This window comes from Nonomuraea sp. NPDC050328 (assembly GCF_044459405.1).
Lineage (GTDB): Bacteria > Actinomycetota > Actinomycetes > Streptosporangiales > Streptosporangiaceae > Nonomuraea.
This window is the reverse complement of sequence record NZ_JBITIW010000016.1, coordinates 163,905-182,811: the sequence shown is the minus strand read 5'-3', so window position 1 is coordinate 182,811 and position 18,907 is coordinate 163,905. Positions and strand designations below refer to the sequence as shown.

The following is an 18,907-nucleotide window of genomic DNA, read 5'->3' as shown; positions in this document are numbered from 1 at the left end:
ACGGCGTGCGACCGACATTTTCCGGCTGCGACCCTCCGTCAGGAGCGGGCGGGGCCGGTGTCCTCGTGGGCGGCGCGGATCGCGGCGCAGATCTCGTCGAGCGCCCGTACCTGCTCGGGCGAAAGCGGGTCGAACAGGCTCCGCCGTACCTCTTCCACGTGCCCCGGCGCGGCCTCGGCCAGCGCTTGGAAGCCCGTCTCCGTCAGGACCGCGACGTTCCCGCGCCGGTCGGACGCGCACGGGGAGCGCTCGATCCACCCCCGCTCCTCCAGCCGCGCGACCGCGTGCGACAGCCGGCTCTGCGAGGCCTGCGCGCGCCGCGCCAGCTCGCTCATCCGCATCGACCGCTCCGGCGCCTCCGACAGCGCGACCAGGATCATGTAGTACGTGTGCGGCATCCGGGCCTCGCGCTGCAACTGCCGGTCGAGCGCCTCCTCGACCAGTTGGGTGGCCGCCAGGTAGCTGCGCCAGGTCCGTTGCTCGTCGTCGGACAGCCATCGGGTCATGTTCGCACTTTACTTGAACTCTCATGTACTTTGGGTGCATGCCCATCCAGCGCCTCAACCACGCCGTCCTCTACGTCCGCGACGTCGAGCGCAGCGTCGCCTTCTACCGGGACGCCCTCGGCTTCGACGTCGTCATGTCCATGCCCGGCGCCGCGTTCCTGCAGGCCGACGGCTCCAGCAACGACCACGACCTCGGTCTGTTCGAGATCGGCGCCCAGGCCGGCCCCACCACCGCCGGCCGTACCAGCGTCGGGCTCTACCACCTCGCCTGGGAGATCGACACCCTCGCCGAGCTGGAGCGCATCGCCGCCAAGCTCAGCGAGCTCGGCGCGCTCGTCGGCGCCTCCGACCACGCCACCACCAAGGCCCTGTACGCCAAGGACCCCGACGGCCTGGAGTTCGAGGTCTCCTGGCTGCTGCCCGCCTCCCTCATCACCGAGGAGGTCCTGGCCGCCAAGAGCCGTATCCGCCCGCTCGACCTCCGTCTCGAACAGGAGCGGTACGGCGCGCAGACCCAGGGCGGCCTGGGCGTCTCCCGCTGACCCACCCGGGGGCCGATCACGCAGAGCCAGCGGAGCATCGCATATTGTGGGCGGATGAAGCGTCCAGCCGCGTGCGCACTCCTGGCCCTGGCCCTGGTCTCCTGCAGCGCCCAGGAACCACCGGCCGCCACGTCGGCCGCGACCGCCGCCCCCAGGCCCGGGGCTGAGACCACCCCGCCGCCCAGCGCGAGTCCCACGCCGACGCCCAGCCCGACCGGCCCGCCCGCCTTCACCTCGAAGACCACCACCCCGACCCGTGACCAGCTCCCCCACTCCTGGCGCCCCGGCTGCCCGGTCGCCGTCAAGGACCTGCGCCTGATCACCCTCAGCTACTGGGGCTTCGACGACCGCCCCCACACCGGTCAGCTCGTCGTCCACGAGGACGCCGCCAAGGACATCGTCACCGTCTTCAAGCAGCTGTACGGCTGGCGCTGGCCGATCAAGCGCATGGAGCTCGTGGACGTCTACAAGGGCGACGACTTCGACTCCATCGAGGCCAACAACACCTCCGCCTTCAACTGCCGCCCCGCCACCGGCTCCAGCAACTGGTCGCAGCATGCCTACGGCCGGGCCATCGACATCAACCCGCGCGAGAACCCCTACGTCACCGCCTCCGGCACCGTCGCCCACAAGAACGCCGAGAAGTTCAAGCGCCGCCCGCTCGACGCCCCCGGCGTCATCAACCCCGGCGACCGCGTGGTCAAGGCCTTCGACCGGCTCGGCTGGGAGTGGGGCGGCTACTGGTCCGGCACCAAGGACTACCAGCACTTCAGCAAGGGCGGCGGCTGAGCGCTGGAGGGATCTTCGTGGTGGCTGGCCGCTCCGCTGCGCGATCCGATCGCCAGTGGGGTGATCTGTGCCAGTAGGGCATCCTGTTGCGGTGATGGAGGGCGCTTCGGCCACACATGTGCGTGTGGTGTTCGAGCTTGAGCAGGACGAGGACGGCTGGCCCCCGGCCGGTTCTGAGCGTCTGTGGGCTATTCCCGTTGCTCCAGGTCGAGTGAGACTGGACAACATCCCCTTCTTCGTCCGCGGAGTCGCTTGCGGCGATGTGGTGCGCACCGAACTGGACGCCGAGGGCACCATATGGGCGAAGGAGGTCGTGGAGTTCTCTGATAACTGCACGATCCGGGTGGTCCTAGGCCGCAACGGCGACCTTGAAGGCGACCTGAACACTGTCCTCAACCTGTTCGCGCCGTTGGGCGTTGAGGGGGAAGGGCTTGCGCAGTTCGGCCTGGTGGCGCTGAACATTCCCCCGGCAGCGGACCTTGCCGGAGCGAAGCGGCTCCTGGTGGAAGGACAGGACGGTTGGTGGGATTTCGAGGAGGGCTCCGTTACCGCGGTATGGCGCGCTCTCGATCCCGGCTGAGTGGCGCTGGCGGGTAAGCCCGTGACCCACCGGCTGGTGAGTGCCAGAGTGCCCTCAATGTGCCCTGTACCGGCTAGAAGCCCAGCGAACCGCAGGTCAGAGCCATAGAGACCAGCACTTCTCCAAGGGCGGCGGCTGAGCGCGTTAGGCTCGGGTCTTCTCGATGCCGCAGCGAGGAGGCGCCGATGACCATGCCGAAGCGGGGCTCGCGGCCCATCACCGTGGACGGGGTGGTCTACCGCTGGCGGGTTCCCAAGTGGTCGCGGGGTGTGGACGGCGGGTGGAAGCAGCTCAGCTTCACCGTCCAGCGGGCCGACGAGCCGGGCGGTGTGCTCGTGGTCACGCTGCCGTGCGCGCGGCCGGACAACTCGCACGGGGAGCGCACCATCGTCGTCCGCCCGGTGCTCGTCAGTGCGTGCATCCGCCGCGCCCTGGGTCAGGGCTGGGCGGCTCACGCGCGCGGCGCGGCGTTCCGGCTCACGGTCACCGAGGCCGAGCTGCCCGGGCTGCTCGGCGAGGAGCCGAAGTACATGATCCCGTTCCTGTGGGGCATGATCCACGGGGTCGGCTGAGTCAGCTCTCCTGGCCCGGGGCGGGGTCTGAGCTGGGGGTCTGCGGGTCGGGGGTGTCCTCGGACTTGATCGCCTGGGCGGCCTGGGTCAGGACCGGGTCGAGCGGGATCTTCACGCGGGGCTTCGCCATCAATGCCTCACAAGGTCAGAAGGTAGGTCGATCCATGCAGGTTCTCAGCCGTCCCAGGTGAGGTCCCGCTCCGACAGGCAAAGCTTCGGCAAGCCGCCTGAGCTGCCATGCTTGGGCGTATGGCGGCGAGAGACGGCGACGGGTGGGCGCAGTGCGCGCAGGGGCACCGGCACTGGGGCGTCTACGGGGCGTCCGGACTGCTGGCGGTCCACCATGGGGCCGGCGGCGAGCCGTACGTGCTGATGCAGGAGCGGGCGGCGTGGAGCCATCACGGCGGGACGTGGGGCCTGCCGGGCGGGGCACGCGACAGTCACGAGGACTCGATCGAGAGCGCGCTGCGGGAGGCCCGCGAGGAGGCGGCGCTCGACGGGGCGGCGTTGCGCATCGAGGGGGTCTACCTCGACGACCACGGCGGCTGGAGCTTCGACACGGTGATCGCCGAGGCGGAGGAGCTGTTCGAGGCCCGTCCGGCGAACGCCGAGAGCACGGCGCTGACCTGGCTGTCGCTGAGCGAGATCGCCGGCAAGGAGCTGCACCCGGGGTTCGCGGCGTCGTGGGCGACGGTGCAGCAGGCGCTGGCGCCCGAGACGCTGGTGCTGGACGTGGCCAACATCGTCGGCGCCCGGGCCGAGCACGGCTGGTGGCGGGACCGGCGGGGCGCGGCCGAACGACTGCTCAACGACGTCAAGGACGTGCGGTGGCGGCACCCGATCCTGGCGCAGTGGTTCCCGAAGGTCGTCGCGGTCGTCGAGGGAGCCGCCCGCGGCGTGCCCTCGGTGCCGGGCGTCGAGGTGGTCGAGGCGCCCGGCTCCGGGGACGACACGCTGGTCGAGGTGGTACGGCAGGCCAGGCCGTACGAGCGGGTGACGCTCGTGACGGCCGACCGGGGGCTGCGCGAGCGCGTGCCCGGAACCCGCACCGAGGGACCGAAATGGCTCCTCAACCAGCTCTGAGCTCCTCAGAGCTGCTCAACCGGCTCTGAGCTCCGCCACCGCCTGCTCTTCGAGCCGCACGGCCTCCGCGACCAGCTCCCCGAGCTCGGCCAGCGCGACCCCTTCGAGCGCCGCCGCCGACACCCGCGACCACTGGTCACCGGCCGCCCGGTAGGCCCGCCCGTCCAGCCCGGCCTCGGTCAGGAAGTCGGCGTAGAGCGGCCGGGACCCTCCGGGCGCGGTGTACTCCACCTCCAGCCCCTCGTACAGCCGCCGCAGCGGCACCGAAAGGTCGGCCCACCGCCGATCCCACGCCGGGATCTGCGCGGCCAGCTTCCGCATCCCGGACAGACCGAAATTCACGTCGAACGCGTTCCCTAGCACCGGCCCGGTGAGGTGCGCGGCGGTCCAGGCCACCGCCCCGGCGACGTCCGGCTCCCCGGCTGGCCCCTCGGTGACCTCGATGAGCTGGTGCTTGTCCTTCTTGACCGCCGACCAGGCCGCCATGAACTCGGCCAGCGGCAACGAGCGTTCCCGGTCGTCGTCCACCGTGACCAGGTCGTCCGAAATCCCGGTGACCGCGACGTCGACCGGGTCGGGGAAGGGCAGATCGGGCCGCCACGGCAACTGGAACCGGCCCACCCGGCACAACGCCCGCCCGCGAGCGTCGAGAACGGCCCGCAGGGTCCGCTCGGCGACCCGGGGCGAGCCGGTGCGGTGCACCTCGAAGGGCACGCCGAGCCGCCGCAGCGCGGCCGGGATCATCGGTTCGGGATGCGCCTGCGCGACGACGGTGAGCATCGGCGGCTGACCCTTGTAGTCGAACACGAAGTACATGAACCCAACGCCCCCGCCGAGCCCGAAGAGCATCGCCTCGGAGATCGGGCCGCCCAGGAAGCGGCGCAGCAGGGCGGATTCGTGGTGGTGCGCCTTGGCCCCGGTGAGCTGCCGCAGGGCGGAGGTGTAGGACTCCCCCGTCTTGGCCATCCGCTCGCGAACCCGGCGCTTGAGGTGCTTGTGCTCGGTCATCTCGTGCTCCACGGCGCGCCCGTGCCCTGGACCCACGCTCCGCCGCACGGCCCGCCGCCACGAGGAAACCGACGTGTCAGGTAGGCGACCCGAGGACATCGATCCCCTTTACCCCCGCCTCGCCGCGCGGCGTGGGCGCACGGTCAGGGGGTCGGGCGCGGGACGGCGCCGGCCACCCACGCTACCGGAAGGCTCCGCAGCGAGAAAGGCCGGAGGCCGCTATGGTGGGATCCGCACGCCAGGAGGGTTCGCATAGTGGACTAGTGCAGCCGCCTTGAAAGCGGCCAGGTCAGCGATGGCCTCAAGGGTTCGAATCCCTTACCCTCCGCTCACGTTCCCGGCGAAGCCGTCACCCACGTAGGCGGCGAGCTGGATGTAGGACTCCCTGGTCGCCGGCTGCAGCCGGTCCAGGTCGATCTCCGCGCCCTCCTCCAGATGCGGGTCGTACGGCACGCGCACCACGGCCCGGCAGCGGGCGGCGAAGTGCGCCTCCAGCTTCTTGATGTCCACCGCCGACTTCGAGCGCGGCCGGACGCTGCACAGCACCACGGTCGCCTGCCGTACCAGATCTCCGTAGTGGTGGGCCTCCAGCCAGTCGAGCGTCGCCGAGGCGGCGCGGGCGCCGTCCACGGAGGGCGAGCTGACCAGGACGATCTGGTCGGCCATGCCGAGCACGCCGCCCATGGCCGAGTGGAGCAGGCCGGTGCCGCAGTCGGTGATGCAGATGGAGTAGAAGTTCTCCAGCACCTGGGCGACCGACTGGTAGTCGGCGCCGCTGAAGGCCTCGGAGATGGACGGGTCGCGGTCGGAGGCCAGGACCTCCAGGCGCGAGGGGGCCTGCGTGGTGAAGGCGCGGATGTCGACGTACCGCTTGACCTGCTCCCGCTCGTTGAGCAGGTCGCGCACGGTCGCGGAGGTCTCCAGCTCGACCTTGTCGGAGAGCGTTCCACGGTCGGGGTTGGCGTCGACCGCGATCACGCGGTCGCCGCGCACCTGGGCCAGGGTCGCGCCGAGTCCCACGGTGGTCGTGGTCTTGCCGACACCGCCCTTGAGGCTCAGGACCGCGACGCGGTGGTGGCCGGTGGCGACCGGGGTGCGGGCACGCGCCAGCAGTTCGCGGCGCCGCCGTACCTCGGGGGACTCGCCGGGGCGGATCCAGCCGCCGGAGGCCTTGTAGATCAGCCGGCGCCAGCCGCCGGACGGGGCGTTGCGCCGGCCGGCGCCGCGCAGGAGCGACTCGGGGTCGAGGCTCTCGGCGGTCGGACCGGCGGCGGCCTGCGGGAGCGGGATGTGCCGGCGCCGCCGCTGGACCCCCTCGTCGAAGGGGCGAGGCTCCTCGAAAGCGCGAGGCTCCTCGAAGACGCGCGGCTCGTCGAAACTGCCGCGGGGCTCGTCGAAGCTGCGCGGCTCGTCGAAGCTGCGGGGCTCGGGCTGGTCGAGGCGGGCGCGCTCGAAGCGCGCGGGCTTCGGCTCCTCCGGCTCGGGCTCAGGCTCGCGCTCGACCACCGGCCAGGAGGGCTCCTCCTGGGTGGTCGGCTCGAAGACGCTGCGCTCCAGCTTGGTGTCGGTGTCGTCGGGCCGGGGCAGCGGCTTGAGCGGCGCCAGGAAGCTGTCCTCCTGCGGCGTCGCCTTGTCCAGCCACTCGTTGGCCGAGGCCTCGTCGGCCGGCGCCTCCTCCGTCGGGCCGTAGACGGTGTCCACGGCGGCACGGAACAGCGGCGGCGTGGACGTCTCGCCCCACGGGTCCTTGGGGTAGGGGCTCTCGACCGCCGTCACCGCGCTCACCGCGATGGGGAGGTTGTCTTCGGCCTCCTTGATGGCGTCGAGCCAGGCCAGTTGTTCCTCTAGGGATTCTTCACGATCGTGTCGTGCCACCGTGTTCCCCCTCGGGACGGGTGCAAAGGGGCAGCAAACACATTGCAGATTAACGCCCTGTGTTCCGATGAATGCGGTCAACCCACAAGTTAGCGTGGTCGGCATGCGCGCAACAGTGATCGTCGAGCACGGGGGACCAGAGGTTCTGGAGTGGCGCGAGGTGCCCGAACCCGTGCCTGGACCTGGGGATGTCTTGATCGAAGTGACCGCCTCCGCGGTCAACAGGGCCGACGTGATGCAGCGGCAGGGTTTCTACAACCCGCCACCCGGCGATTCGGACTATCCGGGCCTGGAGTGCTCGGGAGTGATCATCGAGGTGGGCGCCAACGTGCCCGGTCTGGCGGTCGGCGATCAGGTGTGCGCCCTCCTGGGCGGCGGCGGGTACGCCGAGCGGGTGGCGGTCCCGTGGGAGCAGGTCATGCCCGTTCCGGACGGGGTATCGCTGGAGGAGGCGGCCGGACTGCCCGAGGTGGCCTGCACGGTCTGGTCGAACGTCTTCATGGCCGCGCGGCTACGCCGCGGCGAGACCCTCCTGGTGCACGGCGGGGCCAGCGGCATCGGCACGATGGCCGTCCAGCTCGCCAAGGCGTACGGCTCGCACGTCGTCGCCACGGTCGGCACCCACCTCAAGGGCGCCGCGGTGGCCCAGCTCGGCGCGGACGAGGTGATCGTCTACCGGGAGCAGGACTTCGCGGAGAAGGTCCAGGCCGACGTGATTCTGGACATCATGGGCGCAAAGTACCTGTCTGGAAATATCAAAGCTTTGAAGACCGGCGGCCGGCTCGTGGTGATCGGTCTCCAGGGCGGCGCCAAGGCCGAGCTCGACCTGCGCACCCTGCTCAACAAGCGGGCCACCGTCCACGGCAGCACGCTCCGCTCCCGCCCAGCCGACGAGAAAGGCGCGATCTGCCGCGGCGTCGTGGCCAACGTCTGGCCCCTGATCTCGGCGGGAGCCGTCCGCCCGGTGATCCACGCCCGGGTGCCGATGGCCGAGGCGGCCGAGGCGCACCGGATGCTCGATTCCGGGGAGCACGTCGGGAAGGTCCTGCTAGTACGGTGAGACGTATGAACGCTGAGGACAACAACACCCCCCACATCGTTGTGGTAGGGCCTGACTTCCAGAATGCCGAGGACGAGGGCGAGGAGCGTTCGATCACCAACCTGGTCGAGCAGCCCGCCAAGGTGATGCGTATCGGCAGCATGATCCGCCAGCTTCTCGAAGAGGTCCGGGCGGCTCCTCTCGACGAGGCCAGCCGCAAGCGCCTCAAGGAGATCCACGAGAGCTCCATCAAGGAGCTCGAGGACGGCCTGGCGCCCGAGCTGGTCGAGGAGCTGGAGCGGCTGTCGTTGCCCTTCACCGAGGACAACGGCAACGTCCCCAGCGACTCCGAGCTGCGGATCGCGCACGCCCAGCTCGTCGGCTGGCTGGAGGGCTTGTTCCACGGCATCCAGACCACCCTGTTCGCCCAGCAGATGGCGGCCAGGGCCCAGCTGGAGCAGATGCGCCGCGCGCTGCCCGGCGGCATCCAGCAGGCCCAGGACGGCCGTCCCGGCGGTTCCGGGCCCTACCTGTAGGTCTGTTCGAGCACCATCGCGACTCCGTCGTCGTTGTTGGCCGCGGTCACATGCTCGACCGCGGCCAGCACGCTCGGGTGCGCGTTGGCGACGGCGTAGGAGGTGCCTGCCCAGCTCAGCATGGGCAGGTCGTTCGGCATGTCACCGAACGCCAGCACCTCGTGCGCCTTGATCTCGTGCTCCTCGGCCAGCTTGGCCAGCGCGGTGGCCTTCGTGACCCCGTGGGCGCTCATCTCGATCAGCCCGCGTCCGCTGGAGTGCGTGGCGGTCACCAGGTGGCCGACCACCTCGTGCACCCGCGCCAGCAGCGCGTCCGGCGCCATCTCCTCGTGCAGGGCCAGCAGCTTGAAGCACGGCTGCGAGACCAGCGTGGCCACCCCGAGCCCCGACGTCCGGTCCCAGCGACCCAGCCGGAATTCCGGCTCGTGCGCAAAACCGCCTTCGTACTCGACCGAAAAGGCGAGATCGGGGACGTTCGCTCGAAGCTGATCGATCACCTCCTCGACCACCTCGACGTCGATCAGGTGAGATTCCACTATCCGTTCGGTGTGCAGGTCGTAGACCAGGGCGCCATTGGCGCAGATGGCCAGTCCGCGGTGCCGGACCGCGTCCGCCACCGCGCTCATCCACCGAGGTGGGCGGCCCGTGACGAACACCAGCATGGCCCCTGCCTGCTCGACCCGCGCGAAGGCGGCTGCCGTGCGGGCGGACACGGTTCCGTCGGTCCGCAGAGCGGTTCCGTCGAGGTCGGTGGCGACGAGGCGAGGTGCATCCATGACGGTTCCAGTTTGGACCGAGATGTCGGTCGGCAGAAATCTTCCCAGGGACAGGAACACCAACGCGGCTCAATGGTGTTAGATAGGCAGTCGTTGTATTAGCTGATCCCGAAGTGAAAACCAGCATGACATTGTCTGAGCCACCCCGGGGTGTTTGCTGTACGACACACTGGGAGCCGCGAGGTGCGGCTCTCTTGGATTCACCATCCTGAGGAGAGCTTCATGGCTCAGGGAACCGTCAAGTGGTTCAACGCCGAAAAGGGCTACGGCTTCATCGCCCCGGACGGCGGTGCGCCGGACGTGTTCGTTCACTTCTCCGAGATTCAGGGCAACGGTTACCGTTCCCTTGAGGACGGCCAGCGAGTGGAGTTCGAGGTCACGCAGGGCCAGAAGGGCCCCCAGGCCTCGCAGGTCCGCGCCATCTGACCCCAGAGCGGCGTAATGGGGCGGTGTCCGTTTCGGCGGGCACCGCCCTTCGTCGTCCCTCGGGTAACAACTGCGCAACTGCACGAACCACCCTCTCGGAGGCCGCGTCTACCCAGGCATGAGAGGCGACTTACGGGACATCCCGCAGACCTTCCGGCGCTGGCTCACGCTGGTCCCGCTGGCGCTCGTCGCCCTGACCGCCTGCTCCGCCCTCCCGCCCCCGCCCTCGATCGGCTCCCTCGAACAGCGGGGCGCCTCGGTGCTCGCCTTCCCCGCGGATCCCCGCGAGCGTGACGCGTGGGTCTCCCGCGACGGCGGCGCCACCTGGAGGACCATCTCCGCCAAGCCCGCCCGTGAAGTCCAGAGCAGCAGTTGCGCCGGAACCGCCTGCTACCGGGTCCGGCCCGGCCGCATGGCGGTCGAGGAGTCGCTCGACGGCACCACCTGGCGCACGGTCTGGGAGGTCTCCCCCGGCCGCCGCGCCTTCCTGGCCCGCTCGCTCGACCTGCCCTCGGCCGACGAGCTCGTCTCCTCCTCCGTGCTGGCCCTCAAGCGGCCCTCAGGGCAGCCTGTCGTCATCGTGGCCAACGGGGTGGACGGGCTCGCCGTACGGGACGAGAACGGCGTCTGGCGGCGCCACGGCTTCCACTCCCGGACGACCCTGGGTGCCGAGCACGCGCTGCCGCTGGGCGACTCCGGCGCCAACATCGGCGGCGAGACGGCGGCCGCCCTCCTGACCGGCGTCCTCGCGTTCCTGTACGGTCTCCTGGCCGCCGCCCGCACCCGGGACGCCCGCCGTACCCTCATCGTTTTGGCCGCCTCCGCGACGTTCAGCGTGGGCCTGGCCGGCTTCGCGGTGATCGGCTCCAACCCGTACTTCCTGCTCGGCCTGATCGGCTGCGTGGCGTTCGCCTCGCTCACGCTCGCCGGATGCGTGGTCGCGTACTCCGCCGGCCTCGGTAAGCGCCCCACGGGCCGGATCGTGGCGACCGCCGTCGCGGTGGCCGTGGCCGTGCTCGCGCCCTTCCGCCTGTGGAGCGGCGGCTGGCCCGACTCGTACGGCACCGCGCTCTGGGCCGCCGTCGCCCTGGCCGTCACCGTGGGCTCCCTGGGCCTGGCCACCGTCCGCCGCCAGGCCAAGCAGCTCGAACGCGCGAAGAGCCCGGCCCCCGAGCTGGGGACCGGGCTCTACTGACCGGTGCTTACTTGGCCGGCTCCAGCACATCGAGCCCCACAAAGGGCCGCAGAGCCTTGGGAACCACCACAGAGCCATCGGCCTGCTGGTGGTTCTCCAGGATCGCCACGATCCATCTGGTGGTCGCCAGCGTGCCGTTGAGCGTGGCGACCGAGGCCGGCTTGCCGTCCTTGTCACGGAAGCGGACGCCGAGGCGGCGAGCCTGGAACTCGGTGCAGTTGGAGGTCGAGGTCAGCTCGCGGTAGCGGCCCTGCGTCGGGATCCAGCCCTCGCAGTCGAACTTGCGCGCCGCGGACATGCCGAGGTCGCCCGCGGCGGTGTCGATCACCCGGTAGGGCACCTCGATCTTGGCCAGCATCTGCTTCTCCCACTCCAGGAGCCGCGCGTGCTCCTCGCTCGCCTCCTCGGGGCGGCAGTAGGAGAACATCTCCACCTTGTCGAACTGGTGGACGCGGATGATGCCCCGGGTGTCCTTGCCGTACGAGCCGGCCTCGCGGCGGAAGCAGGACGACCAGCCCGCGTAACGCAGCGGCAGCTCGCCGCCGTCGAGGATCTCCTGGGCGTGGTAGCCGGCCAGCGACACCTCGGAGGTGCCGACCAGGTAGAGGTCGTCCTCGGGCAGCCGGTAGATCTCCTTGTCGTGCGAGACGTGGAAGCCGGTGCCGGCCATGGTCTCCGGCTTCACCAGCACCGGAGTGATCATCGGCACGAAGCCGGCCTCGATCGCCTGCTGCATGGCCATGTTGAGCAGGCCGAGCTGCAGCCGGGCGCCGACGCCCCGCAGGAAGAAGAAGCGCGAGCCCGAGACCTTGGCCCCGCGCTCCATGTCGATCGCGCCGAGCAGCTCGCCGAGCTCCAGGTGGTCGCGCGGCTCGAAGTCGAACTCGCGCGGCGTGCCGACGGTCTCCAGCACGACGTAGTCGTCCTCGCCGCCGTGCGGCGCCGCCGGGTCGACGACGTTGGGCACGGTCTGCATGAGCTGGTCGAGCTCGGCGCCGAGCCGCTCCGCCTCGGCCTCGGCCGCCTTGACCTGCCCGGCGAGCTCCTTGGCGCGCTCGAGCAGCGCCGCCTTCTCCTCGCCGGAAGCCTTGGAGACCGACTTGCCCATGGACTTCTGCTCGGCGCGCAGAGACTCGAACGAGGTCAGCGCGGAGCGCCGGCGCTCGTCCAGATCGAGCAGCGAGTCGACGATCGAGTCGCTCTCGCCACGGGCCTGCTGCGACATGCGCAGCCTGTCGGGATCCTCACGAAGGGTTCGCAGGTCAATCACGACACTAAGGCTACAGAGGTACGGCTGCCGCCCGCGCCGACTTTTCGACCCGGCTAGGCGTGCCCTCCGGCGCGGATGCGGCCGAGCCACTGGGCGGCCTCGGCGAACTCGGCGTCGCCGGTGCCGCGCTTGATCTGCGGGGCGACGCCGTCGGCACGCGGGTAGGAGCCGAGGAAGCGGACGTCGCCGCAGACGCGGTGCAGGCCCGAGATCGCCTCACCGACCCGCGCGTCGGCGACGTGGCCCTCGAAGTCGAAGTGGAAGAAATAGCGGCCGATGCCGTCGCCGGTGGGCCGCGACTCGATGCGCGTCAGGTTGACCCCGCGGACGGAGAACTCGGTCAGCATCTCCAGCAGCGCGCCCGGGTGGTCGTCGGCCAGGAAGACGACGAGCGTCGTGCGGTCCTTGCCGGTCGGCTCGGGCAGCGGGCCCGGCCGGGACACCTGGACGAAGCGGGTCATCGTGTCGGCGCGGTCGCCGATGTCGCCGGCGATCTCGACCAGGCCGTAGTGCTCGCCCGCGATGGCCGCGGCGATCGCCGCGTCGTACGGCGAGCCCGGCAGGGCGACCTCCTGCGCGGCGCCCGCGGTCGAGGGCGCGGCCACCACGACGGCGTCGGGCAGCTCGCGGGAGATGAACCCCCGGCACTGGGTCAGCGCGGCCGGGTGGGAGTAGACGCGCTTGATGTGCCGCAGCTCGGTGTCGGGCCGCGCCAGCAGCGAGAAACGCACCGGCAGCAGCAGCTCGGCGGTGATGTGCAACGGCTCGCCCCACGCGAACTCGTCCAGCGTCGTGGTGATCGCGCCCTCGAGCGAGTTCTCCAGCGGCACCACCGCGCCGTCGGCCTCGCCGGTGCGGGCCGCGTTGAGCGCGGCGGGAACGTTCGGCGCGGGCAACCCCTCGGCCTCGGGCGCCAGCCGCCGCAGGGCTTCCTGGGCGAAGGTGCCTTCGGGGCCGAGATAGGCGAGTCTGACCATTACCCCAGGATAGGGGCTGCTACCTCCTGCTGTCGGAAGCTTCGACGACTGGACCCAGACCGAGCCGGGCGGCGCGCACCGCCTCCTCCTCTTCCGGGGCGAGCGGCTGCGCTCCCTTGCCGCCCACCACCGGGCGGATGTACGTGCGCGTCTCGGACCGCCCGTTGATCGAGGTCAGCACGATCCCGTCGCCCAGTCCGTTGATCATCGCCACCGAGAACGACAACCGGCCGGTCATCTCCGCCAGCGCGTCGTAGCGGTAGACCGCGACGTCGCGAATGGCCTTGAGATCACCCGTGCCGCCGGCCGCGCTCTGCCGGGCGAGCACCTGCTGGCACTCGTCGACCGCCAGCCGGGCCTGTTTGAGTGCCAGCCAGCCGATGACGATGCCGCTGCCTCCGGCCAGAACCCCTACGATCAGCCATATCGTAACCAACACATCACAAAGAGTAACGCTTTTTGGGGAGCCATGTCCCGAGTATCCACACCAAGGCGATGGCTCCCAGTCCGTAGGCGTTCTGCACGATCTTCCCCAGGACCGGGCTGAGCACCGGGATCTCGGCCGCCTTCAACGTCACGCCCCACCACGGGATGGGCAGCACGTAGTACAGCCACACCCCGGCGGCCACCTTCACCCTCGTGGCGTCCCGTGCGTCGCCGACCAGCGCGCCGAGCACCACGACCACCCAGGCCAGGTGGTGGATCCACGCCACCGGCGACAGCAGCACGGCCATCAGGCCGGTGAGCGCCACCGCCGCGATCGTGTCGCCCCGCTCGTGCGCCTCGCGGGCGAAGCGGAAGCCGTACCAGCCGATCACCGCGATCACCGCGACCCAGATCGCGGTGGTCAGCAGGTCGGAGGGCAGGTAAAGGCGGATCAGCATGCCGCGGACCGACTGGTTGGTGGTCGCCGCGTTGGACCCCAGCCGCTCCGGGTCGAGCAGCGCGTGGAACCAGAACGCGGTCGCGTCCTCCGGGATCACCACGAACGGCAGCAGCGTCAGCAGCGCGGTGACCAGCGACGCCATCCAGAACGTCCGCCACTGCCGGGTGACCAGCAGGTAGATCAGGAAGACGCCCGGCGTCAGCTTCACCGCGGTCGCCAGGCCGATCAGGAACCCGCGCGGCCACCACGGCCGCCGCGCCGCGCAGTCGGCCAGGCAGAGCGCCACCAGCAGGATGTCCACCTGCCCGAACCGCACCTGGTCGCGGATCGGCATCAGGTAGGTGCAGGCCAGCATCAGCAGCGCGAACACCCACGGGGCGTACGGCTTGCGCTCACCGGCCAGGGTCTCCCTGAACGCGTAGGCGACGGTGACCGCGAGGGCCACGAAGATGCCCGCGGTCCACACCCACTGGGCGGTCGTCCACGACATCGCCGCCAGCGGGGTGGCCAGCAGTGCGGCGATCGGGGGGTAGGTGAAGGGCAGCAGTTGCGGGGCGGGGGTCACGAAGTCGTACACGGCCCGGCCCTGCAGGACCATCTCGCCGCCGGTGCGGTAGACGTCGAGGTCCACCAGGCGCTGGTCGTCGGGGTTGCTCAGCCAGTAGTCGACGAGCGGGCTTATCCCCAGGATGATGATCAGCCCTGCGGTTGTCCACAGCCACCACTGCCGCGCGCCACCTGTCACGCTCAGGCACGTTACCGTGAGCTCAGTTGCTCGGGTTCACACGACGGGGGTTCACGACCATGCGACGGATCGCCGCATTCCTGCTGGCGGCGTTGTCAGCCGGCCTGCTGATCCCCCTCTCCGCACCCCCCGCAGCCGCCGTATCCGCTGCTCCGTCCTGGCCCCCACCCTCCGCAGCCGCCGCCTCGTCCAGCTCCCCGCCCCCGGCCGCCGCCTCGATCGAGCTCCCACCCGCCGCGGTCGCCGGCCCCTCCGCGCTCCCTCCTGCCACGGCCACCGGTTCGGCCGGGTTCCCTGCCGCCTCGGCCGCCGCCCCGGCTGGCCGTGTGGCCCTGATCGGGGTGCCCGGGCTGGCCTGGAGCGACCTGTCCGCCGAGGCCACTCCCACCCTGTGGAAACTCGTCGCCGAGGGCGCCTCCGCCTCCCTGTCCACCCGGACCGTCCCACCCCCCGACCGGGGCGTGACCTGCCCCGTCCAGGGTTGGCTGACCGTCTCGGCCGGCCAGCGCGCCGGCTCACCCGGCCGAGGCTGCGCCCTCCCCCCGACCCCGACGGGCACCACCGTCCCAGGCTGGGCCGAGCTGTCCACCTACCAGAGCACCACCGGCTACGACGCCCGCCTCGGCACCCTCGGCCAGCTCACCCGCGACGCCGGCGCCAAGGTCCTGGCCATCGGCCCCGGCGCCGCCCTGGGTGCGGCCGACACCACCGGCACGGTCGACTCCTACGCCGCCTCCCCCGACCAAGCCGGCGACCTCACCCCCTACCGCCTGATCGTCATGGAGGCCCCCGAGCTGTCCACCGCCTGGATCGCCCAGCCCCGCGACGAGCTCGGCTTCCCCGCCGGCCTGACCCCCGACGCCCGCCGAGCCGCCGTCGTGGCCGCCGACCAGCGCATCGCCGCCCTGCTCCAGCGCCTGCCCCAGGGCACCACCGTGCTCGTCGCCGGTGTCTCCGACACCAGCGTCAACGCTCACCTCCACGTCGCCCTGGCCTCCGGCCCGCCGTACAAGCACGCCTACCTGACGGCCTCCTCCACCCGCCAGGACGGCCTGGTCACCATCACCGACCTCACCGCCACCGTCCTCCACCTGCTCGGCGTCGACCAGCCCTCCAGCGTCGTCGGCCGCGTCTGGGAAAACGGCGGCCCGGCCCCGGCCACCGCCGCCGAAACCGCCTCGGGCCTGGCCGACCAGGACCTGGCCAGCCAGGTGCTGCGCGACGTCCGCGGACCGTTCTTCGCCGTCTTCGTCACGGTGCAGTTGCTCTTCTACGTCCTCGCCGCCATCGCCTTCCGCCGCCGCACCACTCCCCGGAAGGCCTCCATCTCGCCCGCCGACGCCCCCGGGGACCCCAGCCCGGCCGACCGCGGAGCCGTGGGAGGGGTGGGTCCCACCGACCCGGCCCGTGCCATGGGTGGGGCCGATCTCGCGGGCGGTCCCTCGGGCGGCGCGGCCCCCATGGAGGATGCGGGTGCCGCAGACGAGGGCGGCCACGTGACTGGGGCCCGTGTCATGGGCGGGGCCGGCGCCGTGGACAGTGGTATCGCCGGGGCGGGGGTGTTGCGGACCGTCCAAGTGGTGGCGGTGGTCAGTGGTTCGATCGCCGTAGCCACCTTCCTGGCCCAGTTGGTCCCCTGGTGGAACTTCCCCGCCCCCATGCTCGGCGTGATCGCCACCATCCTGGGCTTCGCCGGCCTGGTGACCCTGCTGGCCTTCGCCGGCCCGTGGCGAGGCGCGGTGCTCGGCCCGCTGACGATCGTCGCCGGGATAACGTCCCTCACCCTGCTGATAGACGTCATGACCGGCTCCGCCCTGCAGATCAACGCCGTCACCGGCTACGAGCCGGTGACCGGCGGCCGGTTCTACGGTTTCAGCAACATCGCCTTCGCCGTCTACGCCACCGGCACCATCCTCGCCCTGGCCGGCGTGGCCCAGTGGTTGCTCAGCCGCGGGGTCCCCCGCCTGGTCACCCTGCTCGTCTGCGCCGCGTACGGCGGGCTGGCCGTGTTCGCGGACGGCTGGCCGGCCTGGGGCGCCGACTTCGGCGGCGTACCGGCCTTCGTGGTCGGCCTGGCGGTCTTCCTCATCCTGCTGACCGGCCAGAAGGTGTCCCTGGTCAAGCTGCTCCTGGTCGGCCTGGCCGGCGCCGCGCTGATCGGCGCACTGGCCTTCTTCGACTGGCTACGTCCAGCCACGCAACGCACCCACCTGGGCACCTTCGTTCAGCAGATCCTCGACGGCACCGCCCTGACCGTGGTCGGCCGCAAGTTCAGCGCCATGGTCGGTGTCACGGTGGGCAACTGGTCGCTGACCCTGCTGTCGCTGGTCGCGCTGGCCTTCCTGTTCTTCGTGCTGAACCGCCCGTCCCGCTGGGGCGCCTCCGCACTCGGACAGGCCTACGCCCTCGCCCCGCCGCTGCGAGCCGGGCTGTTCGGCGCGCTCACCTGCGCGCTCATCGGCTTCCTGATGAACGACTCCGGCATCGCCATCCCCGCGATGGCGCTCACCGTCGCGGTGCCTCTGGCGCTGGCCGCTGCCGTACGCGCCCTCCAGCTCGCCAAGCCCACCACGCCAGCGCGGCCGTCAGCACCAGCAGGCTCCACGGCACCACCTGCTGCCTGACCACCGACACCAGCCAGGCGAGGTCCGGCGGCTGCTCCTGCACCCGCGCCGGGAGGTAGCCCAGGGACAGGATCGCCAGGTGCAGCGCCGCGAAGACCTCCACCTCCGAGGCCACGACCAGCGCCAGCACCCCGAACGCCAGCCCGTCGTACCAGGGCAGGATGTACGGCGTGGCGAACAGGTAGGCGACCGCCAACATGGCCGCCACCATCGGCGCATCCACCGTCGACGCGCCCGCCCCCGGCGCGTCCGCGGCGCGCGACACTCGCCGCAGCAGCCCCCAGGCGAGGACGACCATCAGCAGGATCGCCCCCACCTGGATCTCACCGCGATAGGCGCTGCCCGTCCCAATGACGGACTGCAGCCAGCCCTGGACCAGCTTCCAGAACGACGCGTGCGAGATCGCCTTGCTGGTCTGCCCCACCTGGTTAAAGGCCGCCACCCCGACGATCGCGTACCCGGCCACGACCACCGCCAGCGCGACCCCGGCCACCAGCGCCAGCCGTCCGGGACGTCGGCGCAGTTCCCACGCCGGGCCCAGCGCGACCAGGCCGGCGTTGAGCTTCACCGCCACCCCGAGCCCCAGCAACACCCCGCTCCGGCCGGGGCGGTCGCGAGCCAGCAGCGCGGCGACCATGCAGGCGATGGCGAGGGTGTCCACGTGCATCCCGGCGACCAGTTGGTAGATCAGCAGCGGGTTGGCGGTCCACAACATCGCCCCGCGCAGCCGGCGGACGGGATCGTGCCTGGTGAACCGGTCGATCAGCAGCCCGGTGCCGACGAACGCCGCCACGTTCACCACGGCCAGGACGAACACGGTCAACCTGACCGAGTCCCCACCGATCCAGCTCGCCAGCGCCTGGACCGCGGTGGCGACCGGGCCGTACACGCTCGGCTCTTCCCTCCAGGGGCTCTCGACCGCGGCGGCGACGGGATCGCCTGGCAGATCCACCGCGCCCAGCACGTAGGGGTCGAGGCCCAGGGTCACCATGCGTCCGTAGGCCGCATAGTTCAGGTGGTCGGCCGAACCCGAGGGCGGCACGAACGCCAGCGCTGCGGCGGCGGCGTAGCCCGCGGCCACCACCCAGCGGACCTTGCCCGTGGCCCACTCGGCCACCCTCGTCGGGCTTGTCCGGATCGCCAGCAGCCCTCCGACCAGCCCCATCCCGCCGAGCACCAGCGCTGCGGCGGCGAGTCCGATCACCAGGTGGGGGCTGGGGGTGGCCTGCAGGGAGTACGGCGGCTGCCACGGCTCGCCGGTCAGGGCGGGGACGACCGCTGAAGGGCCCAGCAGGCCGATGGTCAGGGTCAGGAGGACGGAGGCCGCCGACGCCAGCAAGGCGGCCTTGACCGCCCACGTCCCTCCCGGCTCACCTCTCACCCGCAAATTCCAGCACACCCACTCCACCACCGACGCCCGGGACCGGAAGGGAGGGGGTTGCCCGGAACCTGGGGAGGGCGGCTGCCCCGGGGTGCCG

The 18,907-nt window shown here is 71.2% G+C and carries 20 protein-coding genes and 1 tRNA gene; 11 read left to right on the top strand and 10 right to left on the bottom strand.

What is annotated here, in order from left to right:
- Positions 1 to 38: 38 nt before the first annotated feature.
- The gene (locus tag ACIBG7_RS40855) at positions 39 to 506 is read right to left on the bottom strand and encodes a MarR family winged helix-turn-helix transcriptional regulator (protein WP_397339740.1); all 468 of its coding nucleotides are present in this window, start codon (positions 504 to 506) and stop codon (positions 39 to 41) included.
- Between the two features lie 38 nt (positions 507 to 544).
- Between ACIBG7_RS40855 and ACIBG7_RS40850 the strand changes: the two genes are divergently transcribed.
- From ACIBG7_RS40850 to ACIBG7_RS40835, 4 genes are all read left to right on the top strand, one after another.
- Positions 545 to 1,048, top strand: coding sequence for a VOC family protein (locus ACIBG7_RS40850; protein ID WP_397339738.1), 504 nt, complete (start codon positions 545 to 547; stop codon positions 1,046 to 1,048).
- Positions 1,049 to 1,102: 54 nt separating this feature from the next.
- Complete coding sequence (locus tag ACIBG7_RS40845; RefSeq protein ID WP_357919077.1) at positions 1,103 to 1,837, top strand: M15 family metallopeptidase; 735 nt, start codon at positions 1,103 to 1,105, stop codon at positions 1,835 to 1,837.
- 94 nt (positions 1,838 to 1,931) lie between these two features.
- A complete protein-coding gene (locus ACIBG7_RS40840) occupies positions 1,932 to 2,417 on the top strand; it encodes a DUF4265 domain-containing protein (protein ID WP_397339756.1) in 486 nt (161 codons plus the stop codon).
- Between the two features lie 185 nt (positions 2,418 to 2,602).
- Positions 2,603 to 2,989 carry a hypothetical protein gene (locus tag ACIBG7_RS40835; protein ID WP_397339737.1) on the top strand — a complete coding sequence of 129 codons (387 nt, stop codon included), beginning with the start codon at positions 2,603 to 2,605 and terminating at the stop codon, positions 2,987 to 2,989.
- Position 2,990: 1 nt separating this feature from the next.
- Here the strand turns inward: ACIBG7_RS40835 and ACIBG7_RS40830 are convergent, their stop codons facing one another.
- On the bottom strand, positions 2,991 to 3,119 hold the full coding sequence (locus ACIBG7_RS40830) for a hypothetical protein (protein ID WP_397339736.1): 129 nt from the start codon (positions 3,117 to 3,119) through the stop codon (positions 2,991 to 2,993).
- A 119-nt stretch (positions 3,120 to 3,238) separates the two neighbouring features.
- On the opposite strand from ACIBG7_RS40830, the gene ACIBG7_RS40825 reads away from it, so the two are divergent.
- Positions 3,239 to 4,072, top strand: a complete 834-nt coding sequence (locus ACIBG7_RS40825) for an NUDIX hydrolase (RefSeq protein WP_397339735.1) — start codon at positions 3,239 to 3,241, stop codon at positions 4,070 to 4,072.
- 15 nt (positions 4,073 to 4,087) lie between these two features.
- Here the strand turns inward: ACIBG7_RS40825 and ACIBG7_RS40820 are convergent, their stop codons facing one another.
- Positions 4,088 to 5,080: a BtrH N-terminal domain-containing protein gene (locus ACIBG7_RS40820; RefSeq protein ID WP_397339734.1), complete on the bottom strand. Its 993-nt coding sequence runs from the start codon at positions 5,078 to 5,080 to the stop codon at positions 4,088 to 4,090.
- A gap of 241 nt (positions 5,081 to 5,321) precedes the next feature.
- On the opposite strand from ACIBG7_RS40820, the gene ACIBG7_RS40815 reads away from it, so the two are divergent.
- Positions 5,322 to 5,408, top strand: a tRNA-Ser gene (locus ACIBG7_RS40815).
- Here ACIBG7_RS40815 and ACIBG7_RS40810 read toward each other — a convergent pair.
- The gene (locus ACIBG7_RS40810; protein WP_357919063.1) at positions 5,399 to 6,955 is read right to left on the bottom strand and encodes a MinD/ParA family protein; all 1,557 of its coding nucleotides are present in this window, start codon (positions 6,953 to 6,955) and stop codon (positions 5,399 to 5,401) included. The two genes, ACIBG7_RS40815 and ACIBG7_RS40810, sit on opposite strands and share 10 nt — an antisense overlap.
- Positions 6,956 to 7,058: 103 nt before the next feature.
- On the opposite strand from ACIBG7_RS40810, the gene ACIBG7_RS40805 reads away from it, so the two are divergent.
- Positions 7,059 to 8,015 (top strand): NAD(P)H-quinone oxidoreductase, encoded by a 957-nt coding sequence (locus ACIBG7_RS40805; RefSeq protein WP_397339733.1) that lies wholly within the window; start codon positions 7,059 to 7,061, stop codon positions 8,013 to 8,015.
- Positions 8,016 to 8,020: 5 nt separating this feature from the next.
- Positions 8,021 to 8,530, top strand: a complete 510-nt coding sequence (locus ACIBG7_RS40800; RefSeq protein ID WP_357919057.1) for a bacterial proteasome activator family protein — start codon at positions 8,021 to 8,023, stop codon at positions 8,528 to 8,530.
- Here ACIBG7_RS40800 and ACIBG7_RS40795 read toward each other — a convergent pair.
- Complete coding sequence (locus ACIBG7_RS40795) at positions 8,521 to 9,306, bottom strand: HAD family hydrolase (protein ID WP_397339732.1); 786 nt, start codon at positions 9,304 to 9,306, stop codon at positions 8,521 to 8,523. The genes ACIBG7_RS40800 and ACIBG7_RS40795 overlap by 10 nt on opposite strands.
- Before the next feature lie 222 nt (positions 9,307 to 9,528).
- Between ACIBG7_RS40795 and ACIBG7_RS40790 the strand changes: the two genes are divergently transcribed.
- Positions 9,529 to 9,732 (top strand): cold-shock protein, encoded by a 204-nt coding sequence (locus ACIBG7_RS40790; protein ID WP_357919054.1) that lies wholly within the window; start codon positions 9,529 to 9,531, stop codon positions 9,730 to 9,732.
- Between the two features lie 118 nt (positions 9,733 to 9,850).
- The gene (locus tag ACIBG7_RS40785; RefSeq protein WP_397339731.1) at positions 9,851 to 10,927 is read left to right on the top strand and encodes a hypothetical protein; all 1,077 of its coding nucleotides are present in this window, start codon (positions 9,851 to 9,853) and stop codon (positions 10,925 to 10,927) included.
- Positions 10,928 to 10,934: 7 nt separating this feature from the next.
- Here the strand turns inward: ACIBG7_RS40785 and serS are convergent, their stop codons facing one another.
- The 4 genes from serS to ACIBG7_RS40765 are packed head-to-tail and all read right to left on the bottom strand — an operon-like array spanning position 10,935 to position 14,805.
- Complete coding sequence (gene serS / locus ACIBG7_RS40780; RefSeq protein ID WP_357919048.1) at positions 10,935 to 12,197, bottom strand: serine--tRNA ligase; 1,263 nt, start codon at positions 12,195 to 12,197, stop codon at positions 10,935 to 10,937.
- Positions 12,198 to 12,250: 53 nt separating this feature from the next.
- Positions 12,251 to 13,174 carry a prephenate dehydratase gene (pheA, locus tag ACIBG7_RS40775; RefSeq protein ID WP_357919045.1) on the bottom strand — a complete coding sequence of 308 codons (924 nt, stop codon included), beginning with the start codon at positions 13,172 to 13,174 and terminating at the stop codon, positions 12,251 to 12,253.
- Between the two features lie 19 nt (positions 13,175 to 13,193).
- Positions 13,194 to 13,613 carry a DUF4446 family protein gene (locus tag ACIBG7_RS40770; protein WP_357919042.1) on the bottom strand — a complete coding sequence of 140 codons (420 nt, stop codon included), beginning with the start codon at positions 13,611 to 13,613 and terminating at the stop codon, positions 13,194 to 13,196.
- A 1-nt stretch (position 13,614) separates the two neighbouring features.
- Positions 13,615 to 14,805 (bottom strand): glycosyltransferase 87 family protein, encoded by a 1,191-nt coding sequence (locus ACIBG7_RS40765; protein ID WP_397339730.1) that lies wholly within the window; start codon positions 14,803 to 14,805, stop codon positions 13,615 to 13,617.
- 59 nt (positions 14,806 to 14,864) lie between these two features.
- On the opposite strand from ACIBG7_RS40765, the gene ACIBG7_RS40760 reads away from it, so the two are divergent.
- Positions 14,865 to 17,429, top strand: a complete 2,565-nt coding sequence (locus ACIBG7_RS40760) for a hypothetical protein (RefSeq protein WP_397339729.1) — start codon at positions 14,865 to 14,867, stop codon at positions 17,427 to 17,429.
- Here ACIBG7_RS40760 and mptB read toward each other — a convergent pair.
- Positions 17,311 to 18,810, bottom strand: coding sequence for a polyprenol phosphomannose-dependent alpha 1,6 mannosyltransferase MptB (mptB, locus tag ACIBG7_RS40755; protein ID WP_397339728.1), 1,500 nt, complete (start codon positions 18,808 to 18,810; stop codon positions 17,311 to 17,313). The two genes, ACIBG7_RS40760 and mptB, sit on opposite strands and share 119 nt — an antisense overlap.
- Positions 18,811 to 18,907: the final 97 nt, after the last annotated feature.

Coding starts and splice junctions, on each gene's coding strand:
- ACIBG7_RS40855 (WP_397339740.1), bottom strand. CDS start 506: ATGACCCGATGGCTGTCCGACGACGAGCAACGGACCTGGCGCAGCTAC.
- ACIBG7_RS40850 (WP_397339738.1), top strand. CDS start 545: ATGCCCATCCAGCGCCTCAACCACGCCGTCCTCTACGTCCGCGACGTC.
- ACIBG7_RS40845 (WP_357919077.1), top strand. CDS start 1,103: ATGAAGCGTCCAGCCGCGTGCGCACTCCTGGCCCTGGCCCTGGTCTCC.
- ACIBG7_RS40840 (WP_397339756.1), top strand. CDS start 1,932: ATGGAGGGCGCTTCGGCCACACATGTGCGTGTGGTGTTCGAGCTTGAG.
- ACIBG7_RS40835 (WP_397339737.1), top strand. CDS start 2,603: ATGACCATGCCGAAGCGGGGCTCGCGGCCCATCACCGTGGACGGGGTG.
- ACIBG7_RS40830 (WP_397339736.1), bottom strand. CDS start 3,119: ATGGCGAAGCCCCGCGTGAAGATCCCGCTCGACCCGGTCCTGACCCAG.
- ACIBG7_RS40825 (WP_397339735.1), top strand. CDS start 3,239: ATGGCGGCGAGAGACGGCGACGGGTGGGCGCAGTGCGCGCAGGGGCAC.
- ACIBG7_RS40820 (WP_397339734.1), bottom strand. CDS start 5,080: ATGACCGAGCACAAGCACCTCAAGCGCCGGGTTCGCGAGCGGATGGCC.
- ACIBG7_RS40805 (WP_397339733.1), top strand. CDS start 7,059: ATGCGCGCAACAGTGATCGTCGAGCACGGGGGACCAGAGGTTCTGGAG.
- ACIBG7_RS40800 (WP_357919057.1), top strand. CDS start 8,021: ATGAACGCTGAGGACAACAACACCCCCCACATCGTTGTGGTAGGGCCT.
- ACIBG7_RS40795 (WP_397339732.1), bottom strand. CDS start 9,306: ATGGATGCACCTCGCCTCGTCGCCACCGACCTCGACGGAACCGCTCTG.
- ACIBG7_RS40790 (WP_357919054.1), top strand. CDS start 9,529: ATGGCTCAGGGAACCGTCAAGTGGTTCAACGCCGAAAAGGGCTACGGC.
- ACIBG7_RS40785 (WP_397339731.1), top strand. CDS start 9,851: ATGAGAGGCGACTTACGGGACATCCCGCAGACCTTCCGGCGCTGGCTC.
- pheA (WP_357919045.1), bottom strand. CDS start 13,174: ATGGTCAGACTCGCCTATCTCGGCCCCGAAGGCACCTTCGCCCAGGAA.
- ACIBG7_RS40760 (WP_397339729.1), top strand. CDS start 14,865: ATGCGACGGATCGCCGCATTCCTGCTGGCGGCGTTGTCAGCCGGCCTG.